We start from the raw sequence: 15,620 nt of genomic DNA on the forward strand, positions 1-15,620 counted from the left end.
CGCAAACCACGGAGACTATCGTCATGTCGAATGCATGGATACAGGCCAAGCACCCGGAATTCGTCCGGGACCTGTTCAAGTTCTTCTGCCAGGCGTGCGACCAGTTGGAGCGGCAGTTCATCCGCTTCGACGAGGACGGCACCGTCGAATTCGGCGTACTCAAGGACCTGGTCGGTTCCGAAATGAACAAGGGCCTTTTGTGGCGCATGAAGGACACGGCCCACCATGTGTTCCGCAACGACCCCCACGCCCAACTGGGCGGCCAATTCCTCGACTGGGCCCTGGGCTACATCTTCCACGAGACGCTGAAACTCAAAGAGGACGCCTACCAGAAGCAGAACTACGCCCCCTGGTTCCACCGCCTCTACGAGGGCGAGTTGGACAACTCCGAAAAGGACGTCACCGCGCAGCTCTTCCAGGTCCTCAACCAGACCGAAGAGTCCATGCGCCGCGAGATCGACCGAATCCGGTTCATCTTCGCCAAATGCCGCCAACTGCTGCCCTACTATCTGCGCCGCTACAGCGACAACGTCCTGCTGGCCCGCTACATCTTCTCCCAAAACGAACTTGTCCGGTCCGTCTTCGACACGGAGTACGAGGGACTCGTTTTCGCCATCTACGGCCACGAGCCGGAACGCATGTACATCCTGGCCAGCCGGAGCCTGCGCCTGGGCGGCTGGGTCGAGGAGGCGGAACAGGCCATGGAGGAAGCCGTCAGGGTAAATCCGGCCAGTAAAATGGTGTTGCAAGAAAAGAAAATTATTGATAATTGGGCGGAGAGAATAAGTATATGACCCAGTTCCTGGCTGGGGATTGCTAACCGAGCTTTATTTTGAGGAGGCCGTTAATGAAAAAACTATTCTTGCTGACAATCGCCCTGTGCGTAGTGTTCGCATGGGGTTGTTCCAAAAAGGTCCAGACCGAACCCGAAGTGGTTGTGGTCGAGGAAAAGGAAGTCGTCGTCGAGCAGCCCGCTCCGGCCCCTGTGGTCGACCCCATGGCCGTCTACAAGGCCGAATACGACGCTCTGCCCGTGACCCACACCGTTACCAAGGGCGAATGCCTGTGGTGGATCTCCGAGTACAAGCACGTGTACAACGATCCGTTCATGTGGCCTTTGATCTACAAGGCCAACCGCGACAAGATCAGCAATCCTGATCTGATCTACCCCGGCCAGCAGTTCGACGTGCCCCGCTACGGCTTCGACCTTGAGGAAGTGAAGGCTTCCCGCAAGCAGGCCGGTGCGCCCTGGAAGGCCCTTGAGCCCGGTCAGGACGCCATGATCCCTGCGGAGATGCGCGCAGCGCTCGGCTTCAGCTTCTAAAGGCCAGCCTCACCAGCCATACAGACCCGCTCATCCCAAAAGGATGGGCGGGTTTTCTTTTGGCCCATCGGCCGGGACGGGATTGCGGCGCAAGAAACGGATGGTTTTGCCGGAAGCTAAAAGGTATCCTGCCTCCATGTCCCACGAAGAAACCATACGCACGGCCCGCCTTCATGCTGTCATGAGCCGGGACGCCTCGGCCGAGGGCTTCTGCTACGCGGTCAGGACCACCGGCGTATATTGCCGCCCAGGATGTCCCTCCCGCGCCCCCAGGCCGGAGAACGTGGTATTCTTCGACACCCCGGCCCAGGCCGAGGCCGCCGGGTATCGCCCGTGCAAGCGGTGCAGGCCGGACGACCCGGCCCACCGGGACATCGCCTCCGCGCGCATTGTCGCCGCCTGCCGGGCCATCGAGCAGACAATCCGGGACGACGCGCCCCCGCCCCTCGCCGTTCTGGCCGAAGACGCGGGGCTGAGCCCGTCCCACTTCCAACGGCTCTTCAAGGCGCGCACCGGGATATCGCCCAAGGAGTACGCCCGCGCCATGCAGGACGAGCGCGTCCGCCGCGCGCTGGCACAAGGCCGATCCGTGACCGAGGCCATTCACGGCGCGGGCTTCGGCTCCCCGAGCCGGTTTTACGAACGCGCCGCCCGGACCATGGGCATGAACGCCTCCGTCTACCGCAAAGGCGGCAAAGGCATGACCATCCGCCATGCCGTGGCCGAGTCCTTTCTCGGCCCGGTCCTGGCCGGGTTCACCGACAAAGGCGTCTGCGCCATCGAGTTTGGCGATACCCCCGAAGCCCTGGTTCAGGCCCTGCGGGAACGCTTTCCCGCCGCCGACATTCGCGACGGGCAACCTGAATTCGCCCGGCTCCTCCAAGAGGTCGCCGACTTCATCAGCCGCCCGGCGCAGGGCCTCGACCTGCCGCTCGATATCCAGGGCACTGCGTTCCAGCAGCGCGTCTGGCGCGAGCTGACCCGCATACCGCCGGGCGAGACCCGCTCCTATACCGACATCGCCCTCGCCATCGAGCGGCCCGAAGCCGTCCGCGCAGTGGCCGCCGCCTGCGCCGCCAACCCGCTGGCCGTGGCCGTGCCCTGCCACCGCGTGCTCCGCAAATCAGGCTACCTCGCAGGCTACCGCTGGGGCCTTGACCGCAAAAGGGCGCTGCTGGACCGGGAGAAGGAATAGCCCCGGCGGCGGGAGCCTGGAACTCCGCCATTCCCCGCGCCGCGAAAAGCCCCCGCCGACAACTCGACGGGGGCCTCACACTCAAAGCCATTCTCATTTTTTGGAGGGCGCGCCCAAGGGGTGCGCGCCCCGCGGCGCATTGCCCGCGCCAAGGCCGAAGCCAGTTCGGCCTCACCCGGCGAGAGCCCTCCCGGAATCATGCGCGGGCCGCGAGCGGAGAAGCCGCCCTCCGTGCCCTAGACAACTCCGAGCGCATCGGCGCGGGTGGGATAGAGAGGGAATATTTTATCGTAGCCGGAGACCTCGAAGACCTCCTGAATGTAATCCTTGACCCCGCAGATGGCCACCGTGCCGGAATTCTTCTTGAGACGCTGATAAGCCAGGACCAGGATGCGCAGCCCGGAACTGTTGATGTAGTCCAGGCCGGAGAAGTCGAAAAGCAGCCTGGTGGTTCCGTTCTCAAGAAGGTTCAAAACCTTCTCCTCCAGAGCGTTCGTGCCTTCGCCGTCAAGATTGCCGTCAACGGCGAGGATGACGACCCCGCCTTCTTCTATCTGATTCAAAGCCATTTTCTCCCTCCGTGACGTTCCTACCCCTTTGCGAAGCACTCGGCCTTGCCGATGTCCTTGCTCAGGGTCAGGACGTTCCTGCCGTTTTCTCGTTTGTAATGGATGCCGTGGACCATGCTCTTGACCAGGTGGATGCCCATACCGCCAACGGGTTTGGCGCGTTCTTCCAGGGGCAGTTCCAGCTCGGGTTCCGGTGCCTCCAGAATATTGAAGGGCTCGGCGTCGTCTTCAACCCGAATGGTCAGCAGATCGCCTTCAAGCGAGATTGTCACGTCGATGGGATGCTCGTCGAAGTCGGCGTACCCGTAGGAAATGATGTTTGTTGTCAGCTCGTCCAGAACCAGAGTAAGCTGGAAGACGATCTTGGGATGCAGCCCGTGCTCGGCTCCGAGTGCCTCCACCTTGGGCTGGAAGCACTTGAAGCAGTTCTCCTTGTTGGTCATGCGGAAGGATATCGAATGCCGAGTCATTGGCCTGCCGCCCGCTCCCTTCTTGACCACGACGACGGCGATGTCGTCCTCCTGGCCATTGACCTGAAACGCCTCCACTCCGGCCATCATGGCCAGACGGATGCCCTCCGCGTTTTTATGGGCATTCTCCCTGACAATGGCAAGCATTCTCTGTTTGCCGAACATCTCGCCCGTCCGGTTCCGGGCCTCCCAGACCCCGTCTGTTGCGAGAACCAGCACCTCCCCCTCTTCGAGGTCGGCTTGGTTGGTCTCATAGACGAAATCCCCGATCACGCCCAAGGGAATGCCCTCGCCATGAAGCTCACCAAAGGCGTCCTCGGCCGGGTTGTAGCGAATGGCCGGATCGTGCCCGGCCCGGACCCACTGGACGCGATCCGAACCCGCTTCGAGCTGAAGATAGAACAGGGTCAGGAACCTGCCGGTTCCGTCCAGGTCGCGGCTGAGCACGCGGTTGATGACCGCCATCCGCTCATGCGGGGCCATGGCGATGTCCGACAGAGTGTGCAACTGGCCCCTGGCCGCAGCCATGACCAGGGCCGACGGCACGCCGTGGCCGGACACGTCGCCGAGGATCACTGCCAGGCAGGCGGCCCCGTCATCCGAACAGACATTAAGGAAATCATAATAATCGCCGCCGGTCTTGTCGCAATAGATGATGCCCCCGGAGATATCGTAACCCGCCAGTTCCGGCTCCGCGCCGGGCAGGAGCAGCCGCTGCACCTCCTCCGCGACCTCCATGTCCCGGTTCAAATGCATAAGCTCCTTGAGCTTCGGCCCCATCTCGTTGAGGGAAAGGACGAGATCGTCGCGCTCGTCGCCCGCGCGGTAGTTCATGCGCGCGCCGAAATCTCCGCTCGTCAGCCGACGGGCCAGCTCGATCATGCTGTAAAGCGGCCGTATGATGGCCCGCGAGCCGAACCAGGCGAAAAGCGTTGTGACAAACAACATGATCCCGGAAATAATCGAAGACAGGACGCGCATCTCGTCGAACAACGCCTGTAAATTGGCGGTGACCTCGTTGGGCAGCTTGGCCACGACGGCCTTGGGCGCGATGACCAGAAAGGACGAGGACGACGCGGAGGCGAAGGCGCACAGGGACGGCTCGCCCTTAAAGGAGACGTCGGCCACGCCGGATTCGCGGGTATCCAACGCTTCCAGCAACGCCCGGTACTCCTCGGAATCATCGAAAACCAGCTTTTCCTGCCCCACCGCGCTTGTCCAGTGCCGGTGCCCCTGCTCGTTGGATTCATTCTGGACCAGGATGGGCAGCCCCTCGGCCGCGGGTGTCCCCGGGGGAATGCGCTCCACCAGGAAGGTCCGCACCTTGCCGCCCCATCGGGCCTCAATGCGGCTGTCCGGCATCAACGCGTGGGCCGGGACATCGATGGTCACGGCTCCGAGAAAACGGCCCGCATCGTCCCGCAGGGGATAGGCCACCGTATTGACGATGAACCGGCTGGCCGGGTCCACATCGTGGGACCACACGCACTTTTCCGACTCCCGGGCCTTGCGGTACCCCCCCTGCACCCTGGGATCGTACATGCCGGGCAGCCTGCCGTGGCCGGGATAGGTCATCACCACCCCGGACTCCATAACAACGTTGATCCAGAACGGAGCCTCGGGCAAATTCCGGTACACGGCCTGGATGCCGGGCACGGCCTGGAGCATACGGCGCATTTCCGGCTCAACGGCCGTCCTGCCCACGGAATGGGGCAGATGAAAGGTGGGATGATCGAAGCTGACCTGAATGAGTTGCTGCCGACCGCCCATGGTCAGCCGGGCATATCCGCGCCGCCGGGCCGCATCGGGCGGCGTCCGGTCGGGGTTGCCGAAGCCGGCGGCAAAAAAGATCTCCCCCCTGTCGGCAGACGGAACCATGTCCATGGCCCAATCCACTTCCCTGGCCGCGCCGATGGCGGCCAACTGCATGGCTTCGGAACTGCGCCCCAGAAGGGTCAGCAGGGAGGTCGCCGAGAACTCGAACTCGTCGGCCATGATGTCCAGCAATTCCTGCCGCGTCTGGGTGGAGGTCTTGTCGATGACGTCCTGCAACGCGCGGCTCATTATGCCCCGCGAAAGGAATATGGGCGCCAGGCTGAAGGCCAGGAGCACCGCAAAGAATTTGACCCTGATGGTTATTTTCATACGCTTACCGGACGGTTTTCATCATGCCCGTTCACTGCCTTTTGACCACAAATATGGGCCAAATGTCCACAAAAGCGCCGCCTTTTACCGTTATTATGCTTGGAAAAGCTTGCCCGAGCGTTTATACCCGAAGTGTCCAGAACCTGAAAACCGGATGCCCCATGCCACACCCGAACGACAGCAAGCGGATCACCAAAACATCTCTCTACTCCTGGGTCCTGTACAAAAGCATCCCCCTCCAGCTCGCCGTGGTGGGCATCATCGTCATCACCGTGGCCATGCGGGTGATCCCGCTGGAGATGCAGAAGCGGATCATCAACCAGGCCATCGGCATGAAGGACATACCGGCCCTGTGGCGATACTGCGCCCTCTACATCGGCGCCGTGACCCTGGCCGGAGTGCTCAAGTTCACCATAAACCTGATGCAGGTGCACATCGGTGAACGGGCCCTGAAAACCATTCGCGAGCGGCTCTACGACCACCTGCTCTCCCTGCCGATCCAGTTCTACCGCCGCACCTCGCCCGGCAACGTCATTTCGTACCTGATAACCGAGTTCATCCCGGTGGCCACCTTCATCGGCCAGGCCGTGGCCGTGCCCGCGGTCAACATCCTCACGTTCCTCGCCATGGCCGGGTACATGATAAACCTCAACCCGACCATCGGGCTGATCTCCATCTCCATCTACCCGGTGGAGCTCTTCATCCTGCCGCGCATCCAGAAATACTTCCGCCGGGCCAACCGCCGCCGCATCAAGCACACCCAGGCATTGTCCGGCCTGGTGGGCGAAGCGGTCTCCGGCGTGCACGAGGTCCACTCCAACGCCTCGATCCCGCTGGAACGGCAACGCTTTTCCAAGGTCCTGAACAAGCTCTACAAGGCCACGGTTCTGCAAAACGGCATCAAGTTCGGCATCAAGTTCGTAAACAACTTCTTCATGAGCATGGGACCGTTCGTCCTCTTCCTCATCGGCGGCTGGTACGCCATCCAGGGCCGGTTCGACGTGGGCGCCATCGTGGCCTTCCTGTCCGCCTACGAAAAGCTCTACGACCCGTGGAAGGAGCTCATGGAGTTTTGGCAGGTCTACCAGGACAGCTCCGTGCGATACAACCAGATCATGCGCGCCTTCGACCACTCGCCCGAGTTCCGGCAGGTCGCCGAAGGCCGCGCCCCGTACATCCTGGACAACGACGTGGAAATCCGCGACCTCTCCTTCGTGGTGGGTGGCAACATCCGGCTGCTCGACAACATCTCCCTCCGCGTCGAAGGCGGCGAGCACGTGGCTCTGGTAGGCTTCTCCGGCTCGGGCAAATCCACCCTGGCCCTGTGCGTTGCCCAGCTCTACAAATACACCGGCGGCTCCGTCCTGCTCGGCGGGCGAGAGGTCTCGGAGCTGACCAAGCAGGATATCTCCTACAACCTCGGCATGGTGGCCCAGCACCCCTTCATATTCGACGGCACGGTCAAGGAGAACCTCCTTTACTCCTGCCGCTCCCTGGCCATGCAAGGCGGACGATGCCCCGCCGGCGAAGAGCCGGGCCTGGACGAACTCATCAAGATATCCCAGCAGGTGGGGCTGTTCACCGACGTGCTTGCCTTTGCCCTGCGCTCGCGACTGGACCCCGAAATGGACAACGAAGCCCTCAAGGAGGCTATCCTGGCCTCCCGCAGGGAGTTCCAGGAAGGCGAGGCGGGCATGTACGCCGATGTGGCCGAACACATCGAATTCTTCGACACCAACTCCTACTCCCGCTACATGACCGTGGCCGAGAACATCGCCTTCGGCGCGGCCAACGCCGAGCAGTTCGACCAGGGGCACCTCCATTCCCACCCGGAATTCCAGGAGTTCCTTGAAAAGCACGGACTGATGGCGCATCTGATAGTTTTGGGCGAGGCCCTGACCCGCCTGGTCACGGACGAGCTGGGGCCGGAACCTTCCCACGACGATTTCCGGAACTCCCCCATCCCGGAGGAGGAATACGGCGAATACCAGAAGGCGGCCAATCGCCTCGATTCGGGCGAGCCGCTTTCCGATCAGGAAAAGGGGCTCATCCTCAAGTTGGCCATGGGCTACACCCCCGGCATCCACAAGCAGGTGGTCCTGGACAAGGGCTTCGCCAACCGCGTGGTCCGCTCCCGCCAGGACTTCATGGTTCTGGTCACGGAACGCTACCCCGGCGCGTTCACCTTCTTCACCAACGACAAGTACATCGACTCCCTGAACATCCAGGACAACATCCTGTTCGGCCGCGTGCGCACGGACGCGCAGGGCGCCGAGGAGGAGATCAACCACCGGATCATGCAGGCGTTGATAATGCAGGGCTCGCTGGAGCCGGTGGTGGAGATGGGCCTCAACTTCCAGGTGGGCTCCATGGGCGACCGGCTGTCCGGCGGACAGCGGCAGAAGGTGGCCCTGGCCCGAACCTTCCTCAAGGTCCCGCCCGTCCTGATTCTGGACGAGGCCACGGCCGCCCTGGACAACAAGTCCCAGGCCCGGGTGCAGAACATCCTGACCACCAACTGGAAGGGCAAGTCCACGGTCCTGGCGGTCATACACCGTCTGGACATGCTGCCCCACTACGACAAGGTGGTGGTCCTCAAGGCGGGCCGCATCGTGGAACAGGGCACGTATCAGGAACTCGTGGACAGGAAGGGCGCGCTGTACTCCCTGATTCACGGCAAGGAGGAATAACCCTCCAGAAAGAGGCTGCGCACGGCGACCGATTCCATCAATGATATGGAATCGGTTGTTTTTTTGCGATAAATCGCAACGATATTCTTCAAGCGGGTGTTTTCACCCTTTTTTTTCCGCTTTACAGTCCAATTTTTTGAATGTACCCAATGACCAACCCAATCGGGACTCTCTCCCTCTCATAGGCCCGGTCCAGGAGACGGTCTCCTGGACCGGACTCTGCCAAAAAGGAGACCGCTATGCCGGAACCTGCTGAAAAAGCAACTGAACTCTTTCGTCAAATGAACAAGAACCGTCGGAACGTCTTCAAGGCGTACCAAGGGTTCACCGCCGCCATCAAAAAAGGCAGCGCCATCGAGGACAAGTACCAGTCCCTGATTCTTATCGCCTGCTCCATCCTGTCCCAGTGCGATATGTGTATTTCCCTCCACGTCCAGAACGCCGTGACCTGCGGCGCGACCAAGGACGAAATCATCGACGCGGGGCTCCTGGCCGTGGCCATGGGCGGCTCCCCCAAGATGATGTACATGCGGTACGTGTACGAAGAGCTCGACAAGCTCTACGAATAAAACGAACGGGCCTGCGCCCGGAAATTCGTCCTCAAGGGGCGCGCCGTGGTCTGCCGCGGCGCGCCTCTTCGTGTTTTCCAAGAACAGGGGTCCCACTGCCGCCCCCGATTTCGACCGCCAGGCACCCGGCTCCCTTCCACAAGGGGCGCCCCTTACGCCTTTCCCGCAAAACCTCCGAAAATAATGGGCTGTTAGAAACAATAACTCTAACCTGATATCATGAGAACGAATAGGTTCATAAACCGACGGCTCGGGCTGACGGCGATCCTCCTCGTACTCGGGGTGGTGCTGGGCTTCGGCGCGCCCGGCCTGGGCAATGGAAGGCTCTTCGTCATTGTGGCCAAGTCCGAATCGGACATGAACTTCGTCCGGGTCTTTGACGCGGCGAAAACCGAGGCTGAAGCCTTCGGTGACCGGATGGTCCTGGTGGGCGGCAAGGGCAAGGCCCACTTCCGCATCCAGGACGAGGAGGTTCGCAACGTGCTGGACCAAAAGCCGAACGGGCTGGCCATCTCGGTCCTGCACAGCCGGTTCCTGGCCGAGAATTCCTTCAAGCTGGTGCGCGCGGCGGAGGTCCCCGTGGTCACCTTCGACTCCGACTTCACGGAAGAATACCAATCACTCAGGGCAGGGTACATCGGCACCGACAACGTGGAGCTGGGCCGCGAGCTTGCCCGGCAGACGCAACGCCTCCGTCCCGAGGGCGGCATGGTGGCCATCATGACTGGCGGACTGGACGACACCAACCTGAACGACCGCATCCGCGGCGTCATCGAACAATTCGACTTCGACGCGCCGGAGTCCCGATGGACGCTACTATCCCGTTCGCCCATCCCGTGCCGGGACAACTACGACGAGGCCCTGCGGCAATTGAAGGCCCTGCTCGACGACGGTTCGGTAAACGTCATCATCTCAGTGGGCTGGTGGGCGCAAATGGCCGACGGGTACGAGGTTCTGGTCAAGCGATATCGGCGGAGCATGAGCCGGGCCGACAAGATACTGGCTTTTGCGGGAGCGCATCCCACACAACGCAAACTCTTCGCCAAGCGGCTGAGCCACGTGAACATAGGGCTGGATTTCGAGGCGATGGGCCGCCTGGCCTACAAGAATCTGTCCGCGTTGGCCGACGGCGGAACCGTGCCGCCCAGGACCTTCACGCCCATGCGCATCTACAGCCAGGATTGTCTCTACACCCCGGCGCGATAGGGCTACAGATCCAGGCCCTGCTTCTTGTATTCGTTGAGCTTGTTGCGCAGAGTGCGCACGGAGATGCCGAGCAGCTCGGCGGCGCGGGTGCGGTTGCCGGTGGTCTCTTCCAGGCTCTTGAGAATGAGCCTTTTCTCCATCTCGTGAAGCGGCATGACCGACATGGCCTCGTCCGGCGTGGACGGAGGCGCGGCCTCGCAGGCGGCCTGCTGATCCGCGTCGATGTCGGCCAGATCGTCCGGGGTCCACTGCTCGTCGCCCATGAGGAAATGACGCGGCCTGATGGGCCCCTGGCCCGCCAGGAGCACCGCCCGCTCCATGAGGTTCTGCAACTCGCGGACATTGCCGGGCCAGTCGTATTCCATGAGCCACTTCCGGGCCTCGTCCGTAAAGGCGAGGCCGCCCAGCCCATAGGCGGCGGTGAACTTGTTGGTGAAATAATCGGCCAGCAGCAGCACGTCCTCGCCCCGCTCTCTCAATGCGGGCAGGGCGAGCGGGATGACGTTCAGACGATAGTAGAGGTCCTGCCGGAACTTGCCTTCCTTGACGGAATCCTCGATGCGCCGGTTGGTGGTGGCCAGGACGCGGACGTCCACCTTGACCGTCTCCACGCCGCCCACGCGATCGAACTCGGACTCCTGCAACACCCGCAGCAGCTTGGCCTGAAGGCCGAGATCCATCTCGGTGATCTCGTCGAGCAGAATGGTCCCGCCGTCGGCCAGCTCGAACTTGCCGAGTTTGCGGCTGATGGCTCCGGTAAACGCGCCCTTTTCATGGCCGAAAAGTTCGGATTCCAGCAGATGCTCGGGCAGGGCCGCGCAGTTGATGGCCACGAACGGCTTGTCCGCACGGTCCGAACTGTGATGCAGATAGCGGGCGAACATCTCCTTGCCGGTGCCCGACTCGCCGGAGATGAGCACGGTCGCCTTGGACCCGGCAACCTGCCTGGCCAGTGCGAGTACGCGCAGCACGGCGGTATGACGGCCGATGATCTGGTATTTTCCCTTGGGCGCGGACGCGGCGGACGGCGCATGGTGCGTCCTGGGCGGACACGGCGCGGGTGCGGGTTCCGGCTCCTCGTCGGGCAGGACCAGCCTGATCTTTTCCCAGACCAGCGGCTCGATCCAATAGTCGCGCGCACCCAGCTCCAGAAATTCCGTGGCCTGCTCCGCGCTGCCCGAACCGGCGAAGACGACCACCGGCGGAAACCCGTCGGTTCCGGCTCCCTTTTGCAGAAACGCCTTGGCGTCGAATCCCTGCAATTCGGGCCTACAAAAGACCAGGCAGGGGCGGGACTTCTTGATGAATCCCATGGCGCCGTTGAGGTTATCGGCCAGCCCGGCCTGCAATCCGGCCTTTTGCAAGGCGGGAAAGATGGTGGTCACGGACTGCGGTTCCGCGATGAAAAGGACTGTTTTTGCCGACATGGTCACTTCTATTATCGGCAAGTCGGGAAGTTTACAAGAGGTTCACGAGGTTCACGCGCGACCGGACGGCCCCGGTCCGCTTCCCTTCCATCCTTGCCCTGATATCACCCATCTGCTACTCCTCGAAAGCTTGATCGCAAACGAGAAAAACACATGACATGCATATCCATACCCGTCCTTTGCTACCATAACGTGTCCGGCGTGAACGGGCACACGCCCGAGATGTTCCGCGCCCACCTCGACACCATCGCCGAGGCAGGCTGGCGGACCATCTCCGGCCGCGAACTGCTCGCCGTCACCCGTGGCGAAATGCGCCCCCCGAAGAAGTCCCTGGTCCTGACCTTCGACGACGGCCACGTCTCCAACTGGATAACCGTGGTCCCGGAACTCGAAAAACGGAACATGACCGGCACTTTTTTCGTCCTCACGGACTTCACCATGGCGGGCGAGGCGCGCACGGCCGAAAACGCGCCCGAGATGCTCCACATGAAACAGGCCTTTCGGGCGGCGCACCTTGAAGGCGACTTCTCCCAGTTCATCAACGAATCCGAAATCCGGGCCATGCTCGACAAGGGCATGGAAATATTCTCCCACGGCCGGCGGCACCAGGCCGCCTTCACGAACCTTACCCCGGAACGCCCCCTCGGCGCGGAAAAAGCGCATTGGGGAGGATGGTCCATCTATCCAGGCCACAATGACGCCTGGCCCACCTTCAAAGTGGGAAGCGCCTATGTCTACGACGGCTTCTGGCCCAAGTTCGAGGGGCTGGGAGAGCCGCGTTTCGTCAAGCGGTCCGAAGAGGAACGCCGCGAATTCTGCCGCCGGGACTTCCGCAAGAGCCTGGAACGCCTCCGGGAATTGAACGGGCTTGACGAACAGCTTTTCTGCTGGCCGTGGGGGCAATTCGACCCGATCGCCGAGGAAGAGCTGAAAGCGGCCGGATACGCGGGCGCGTTTACCCTGGAACGTTGGTCCAACACGCGGGGCACCGATCCGTTTCGGCTCAACCGCCTCGGCGTGGCCGCCAAGAAGGACAGCAAGTGGCTCCGGCACCGGCTGCGCATGTACTCCACCACGCCATCGGCCCGATTCTTCTTCAAAAGATACCACAAGAAGCCCGAGATCAATTCGGTGCTCTACGCCACGGACTCCGCCAAGCTGTCCGGCGGCAGCCGCCAGATGGTCAACAACATCAAGGCCATGTCCGACATGGGCCTGAAGGTCCACGCCCTGGTGACGCCGGACACGCCCATCAGCGCCGCCCTGGACGGCCTGGACGTGGAGGTGATCCGCTACGACGGCTTCAGCCGATATTGGAAGGCCGGGAAATTCCTCAAGAACCTGATCGCGGAAAAGAACATCGACGTGGTCCACTCCTTCCACAACCGGGCCTACAAGATGGGCGTGCTGGCCCGACTCATGGGCGCGAAGTTCAAACTGTTCATCAATCGGGGCGTCATCTCCAGACCCAACACCGTATTTTTCCTCTGGACGGCCTTGAGCGACGGAGTCATCGCCAACTCCGCCCAATGCGCCGAAGTCCTGCGCAAATACTGGGTGAGCAACAAGCTCCTCAACGTGGTCTACAACGCATACGCCGGACCGGACTTCGGCGACCCCAAGCCCCGCAAGAAACGGGGCACCCGCTTCATCTACATGGGCAACTCGGCGGACATCAAGGGATTCGACGTCTTCCTGAAGGCCGCCGACCGACTCTGCCGCGACGGAGCCAGAGACCTGGAATTCGTGGGCGTGGGCGTGCCGGACAGCCGACTCGGCAGATTCACGGACGCCTTCACCCCGGTGGTGCGGGAACGCTACCGCAACGCGGGCGAGATATCCCACGCCGAAGTCCTCGACGAACTGCACTTCGCCGACGTCCTGACCATAACCTCGCGCAAGGAAAGTCTGCCCAACGCCCTGCTCGAAGGATTCGCCCTCGGTCTGCCCGCCGTGTGCACGAACGTGGGCGGCATCCCCGAAGTGGTCCGCGACGGCGTAAACGGTTTTCTCTGCGCATCCGAAAATACGGAATGCCTGGCCGAAAAAATGCGGCTGCTGGCCGAAGACCCGTCGAAGCGGTTCACCCTCGGACAGGTCGGCCATAAAGTGGTCAGCCGCCTGCTCACCATCGAAGCCAAGGGGCGCAACCTCATGCGCGTCTACATGGGCGAACGCCTGTACGAGCCCCTGCCCTTCGAAGACATCACCCGGGAAGCGGCCAAGGCCCCGGACCCGTTCGGGACGCAGGCCGATGTGGAGGAACACCCCCATGAGCACCCCGCGAGCTGATTCTCCGGCCGCCTTCCGGCGCGGTCTGCCCGATGACCTCGCTGCCCTGCTCCGTCTGGGTTTCGTGGGCAAATCACATCTGCTCGGCGTGGCCGGAAGTTGCCTGCGCACGGGCCGGGAAGACCTCGTTCCCGTCGCCTCCGACGCCCTGCGCACACTGATCGCCCACAACCCGCTGGACGGAGGGCTGGCAACCGAGCTGCTGAATTCTGAACCGGCCGCCACCCTCCTCAACCCCGCGACCCGGACCGGGCTTCGCGGACTCGCCGACCACTGGCGCAGGCCCGTCGATCCCACTTCCCTCCTCGACACCCTGGCCACCCGAGATTTCCGCCGGACCGTCGCCTTTCTGGACAAGGCCGTGCGCGACGAACCCGGCAACCTGTTCTGGCGCGAACAGGCATTGACCGTGGGCGCAGTGGAGAACGACCCTGACTTCATTTTCGGTATCCTCAATGCCGACGCCCCGGAAGCCGCCCACCCCGCGCTCAAGGCGGCCGTCGAGCGTGCCCATGCCCTTTTCACTCCGCGCGAAAACCCCTCGGCCGAAACACTCCTTGAGGCATCCCGCCGCGCACCGTGGAACGCGAACCTTGCGTTGCGCGCCCATGACGCCGTATCGGGCACGGCCGACGCCCGCGCTCCCCTGCCCGGCCGCACCGCCGTCCTGCTCTACTCATGGAACAAGGCGAACGAGCTGGACGCCACCCTGCAATCCCTGCTCGCCTCCGACCTGGACGGCGTCTCGGTCTTCGTTCTCGACAACGGCTCCACGGACCGCACCGGCGAGGTCCTGGCGTGCATGGAGACGCGGTTCGCGGACACCCTCGGCGCAGGCCGGTTCACGATCATTTCCCTGCCGGTGAACATCGGCGCGGCTGCCGCGCGCAACTGGCTGCTCGCCTTGGAAGAGGTGCGCGCGAACGAGTTCATCTGCTATCTGGATGACGACGTGGAACTGCCCGCCGACTGGCTGCAACGGCTCGGCGCGGCCGTCTCGCGCTACCCCGAAGCGGGCGTGTGGGGATGCAAGGTCGTGGACCACGCCAACCCGCTGTGCATCCAGAGCGCGGACAGCCATCTCCGGCTCGACCCGGCGGAACACGCCGACCTGACCCGTCTGGCCCCCAACCCGTTCGGCCTCACGGACCTCCACATCCAGACCCTGGACACCGGCGCGTTCGACTTCCTGCGGCCCTGCGCCTCGGTCACGGGGTGCTGCCACCTGTTCCGCACCAGCGTCCTTCTCGACACCGGCGGCTTCGCCATCCAGCTTTCCCCGTCGCAGTACGACGACATGGAACACGACCTGCGCCTGTGCGAAACGCGCCGCTTCCCGGTCTATCAGGGGCACCTGGCGGTGCGCCACAAGAAGCGCACCGGCACGGCGTCCAACACCTCGCGGCAGGAACTCGGCAACGCCCTGGGCAACAAATACAAAATGCAGACCATGCATACCCGCGCCGAGGTGGCCGCCGCCATGGAGGCGGAACAAGTCCTGCTTGAAGCCGACCTGCTTCGAAAACTGGAATATCTCGATTCGCTCTGAATCGAATTTTCGCTGTAATTCTTTTTTTTGGGGGGGGAGGGGAAGAAGGAGTAGTGCGGTTGGGGGTGCCGCGCTTCGCGTTCGACGGTGCGCGTCATCCTTACGTGTTATTTCGCCTTTACGGCGACTTCCTTTTTTGCTGGCGCAGAAAAAAGGAAGCAAAAACTGCGCTTTTTTGGCCCTG

At 62.5% G+C, this 15,620-nt stretch carries 11 protein-coding genes; 8 read left to right on the plus strand and 3 right to left on the minus strand.

What is annotated here, in order from left to right; genetic code table 11:
* Positions 1 to 23 precede the first annotated feature (23 nt).
* The 3 genes from LF599_RS16125 (at position 24) to ada (ending at position 2,519) form a co-directional block, all read left to right on the plus strand.
* Complete coding sequence (locus LF599_RS16125) at positions 24 to 794, plus strand: hypothetical protein (protein WP_279521502.1); 771 nt, start codon at positions 24 to 26, stop codon at positions 792 to 794.
* A 53-nt stretch (positions 795 to 847) separates the two neighbouring features.
* Positions 848 to 1,324: a LysM peptidoglycan-binding domain-containing protein gene (locus LF599_RS16130; RefSeq protein ID WP_279521503.1), complete on the plus strand. Its 477-nt coding sequence runs from the start codon at positions 848 to 850 to the stop codon at positions 1,322 to 1,324.
* A gap of 136 nt (positions 1,325 to 1,460) precedes the next feature.
* Positions 1,461 to 2,519, plus strand: coding sequence for a bifunctional DNA-binding transcriptional regulator/O6-methylguanine-DNA methyltransferase Ada (gene ada, locus LF599_RS16135; protein ID WP_279521504.1), 1,059 nt, complete (start codon positions 1,461 to 1,463; stop codon positions 2,517 to 2,519).
* A gap of 236 nt (positions 2,520 to 2,755) precedes the next feature.
* Here the strand turns inward: ada and LF599_RS16140 are convergent, their stop codons facing one another.
* Positions 2,756 to 3,088 carry an STAS domain-containing protein gene (locus LF599_RS16140; RefSeq protein WP_269940217.1) on the minus strand — a complete coding sequence of 111 codons (333 nt, stop codon included), beginning with the start codon at positions 3,086 to 3,088 and terminating at the stop codon, positions 2,756 to 2,758.
* Positions 3,089 to 3,108: 20 nt separating this feature from the next.
* Positions 3,109 to 5,703, minus strand: a complete 2,595-nt coding sequence (locus tag LF599_RS16145; protein ID WP_279521505.1) for a SpoIIE family protein phosphatase — start codon at positions 5,701 to 5,703, stop codon at positions 3,109 to 3,111.
* A 161-nt stretch (positions 5,704 to 5,864) separates the two neighbouring features.
* On the opposite strand from LF599_RS16145, the gene LF599_RS16150 reads away from it, so the two are divergent.
* From LF599_RS16150 to LF599_RS16160, 3 genes are all read left to right on the plus strand, one after another.
* Positions 5,865 to 8,393, plus strand: a complete 2,529-nt coding sequence (locus tag LF599_RS16150; RefSeq protein ID WP_279521506.1) for an ABC transporter ATP-binding protein/permease — start codon at positions 5,865 to 5,867, stop codon at positions 8,391 to 8,393.
* Between the two features lie 239 nt (positions 8,394 to 8,632).
* A complete protein-coding gene (locus tag LF599_RS16155; protein ID WP_014323249.1) occupies positions 8,633 to 8,962 on the plus strand; it encodes a carboxymuconolactone decarboxylase family protein in 330 nt (109 codons plus the stop codon).
* A 219-nt stretch (positions 8,963 to 9,181) separates the two neighbouring features.
* Positions 9,182 to 10,168 (plus strand): sugar ABC transporter substrate-binding protein, encoded by a 987-nt coding sequence (locus LF599_RS16160; RefSeq protein WP_279521507.1) that lies wholly within the window; start codon positions 9,182 to 9,184, stop codon positions 10,166 to 10,168.
* A gap of 2 nt (positions 10,169 to 10,170) precedes the next feature.
* Here the strand turns inward: LF599_RS16160 and LF599_RS16165 are convergent, their stop codons facing one another.
* Positions 10,171 to 11,595, minus strand: a complete 1,425-nt coding sequence (locus LF599_RS16165; protein WP_279521508.1) for a sigma-54 dependent transcriptional regulator — start codon at positions 11,593 to 11,595, stop codon at positions 10,171 to 10,173.
* A gap of 153 nt (positions 11,596 to 11,748) precedes the next feature.
* On the opposite strand from LF599_RS16165, the gene LF599_RS16170 reads away from it, so the two are divergent.
* Together LF599_RS16170 and LF599_RS16175 are read left to right on the plus strand one after the other, a co-directional pair.
* Positions 11,749 to 13,887, plus strand: a complete 2,139-nt coding sequence (locus LF599_RS16170) for a glycosyltransferase (RefSeq protein WP_279521509.1) — start codon at positions 11,749 to 11,751, stop codon at positions 13,885 to 13,887.
* On the plus strand, positions 13,868 to 15,436 hold the full coding sequence (locus tag LF599_RS16175; RefSeq protein WP_279521510.1) for a glycosyltransferase family A protein: 1,569 nt from the start codon (positions 13,868 to 13,870) through the stop codon (positions 15,434 to 15,436). The genes LF599_RS16170 and LF599_RS16175 overlap by 20 nt, the downstream gene beginning before the upstream one ends.
* The last annotated feature ends 184 nt before the right edge of the window (positions 15,437 to 15,620 follow it).

This window comes from Pseudodesulfovibrio thermohalotolerans (assembly GCF_021353295.2).
Taxonomy (GTDB): Bacteria; Desulfobacterota; Desulfovibrionia; order Desulfovibrionales; family Desulfovibrionaceae; genus Pseudodesulfovibrio; species Pseudodesulfovibrio thermohalotolerans.

Bases quoted from the DNA above. Each gene is read 5' to 3' on its own strand.
- LF599_RS16125 (WP_279521502.1), top strand. From the start codon at position 24: ATGTCGAATGCATGGATACAGGCCAAGCACCCGGAATTCGTCCGGGAC.
- LF599_RS16130 (WP_279521503.1), top strand. From the start codon at position 848: ATGAAAAAACTATTCTTGCTGACAATCGCCCTGTGCGTAGTGTTCGCA.
- ada (WP_279521504.1), top strand. From the start codon at position 1,461: ATGTCCCACGAAGAAACCATACGCACGGCCCGCCTTCATGCTGTCATG.
- LF599_RS16140 (WP_269940217.1), bottom strand. From the start codon at position 3,088: ATGGCTTTGAATCAGATAGAAGAAGGCGGGGTCGTCATCCTCGCCGTT.
- LF599_RS16145 (WP_279521505.1), bottom strand. From the start codon at position 5,703: ATGAAAATAACCATCAGGGTCAAATTCTTTGCGGTGCTCCTGGCCTTC.
- LF599_RS16150 (WP_279521506.1), top strand. From the start codon at position 5,865: ATGCCACACCCGAACGACAGCAAGCGGATCACCAAAACATCTCTCTAC.
- LF599_RS16155 (WP_014323249.1), top strand. From the start codon at position 8,633: ATGCCGGAACCTGCTGAAAAAGCAACTGAACTCTTTCGTCAAATGAAC.
- LF599_RS16160 (WP_279521507.1), top strand. From the start codon at position 9,182: ATGAGAACGAATAGGTTCATAAACCGACGGCTCGGGCTGACGGCGATC.
- LF599_RS16165 (WP_279521508.1), bottom strand. From the start codon at position 11,595: ATGTCGGCAAAAACAGTCCTTTTCATCGCGGAACCGCAGTCCGTGACC.
- LF599_RS16170 (WP_279521509.1), top strand. From the start codon at position 11,749: ATGACATGCATATCCATACCCGTCCTTTGCTACCATAACGTGTCCGGC.
- LF599_RS16175 (WP_279521510.1), top strand. From the start codon at position 13,868: ATGAGCACCCCGCGAGCTGATTCTCCGGCCGCCTTCCGGCGCGGTCTG.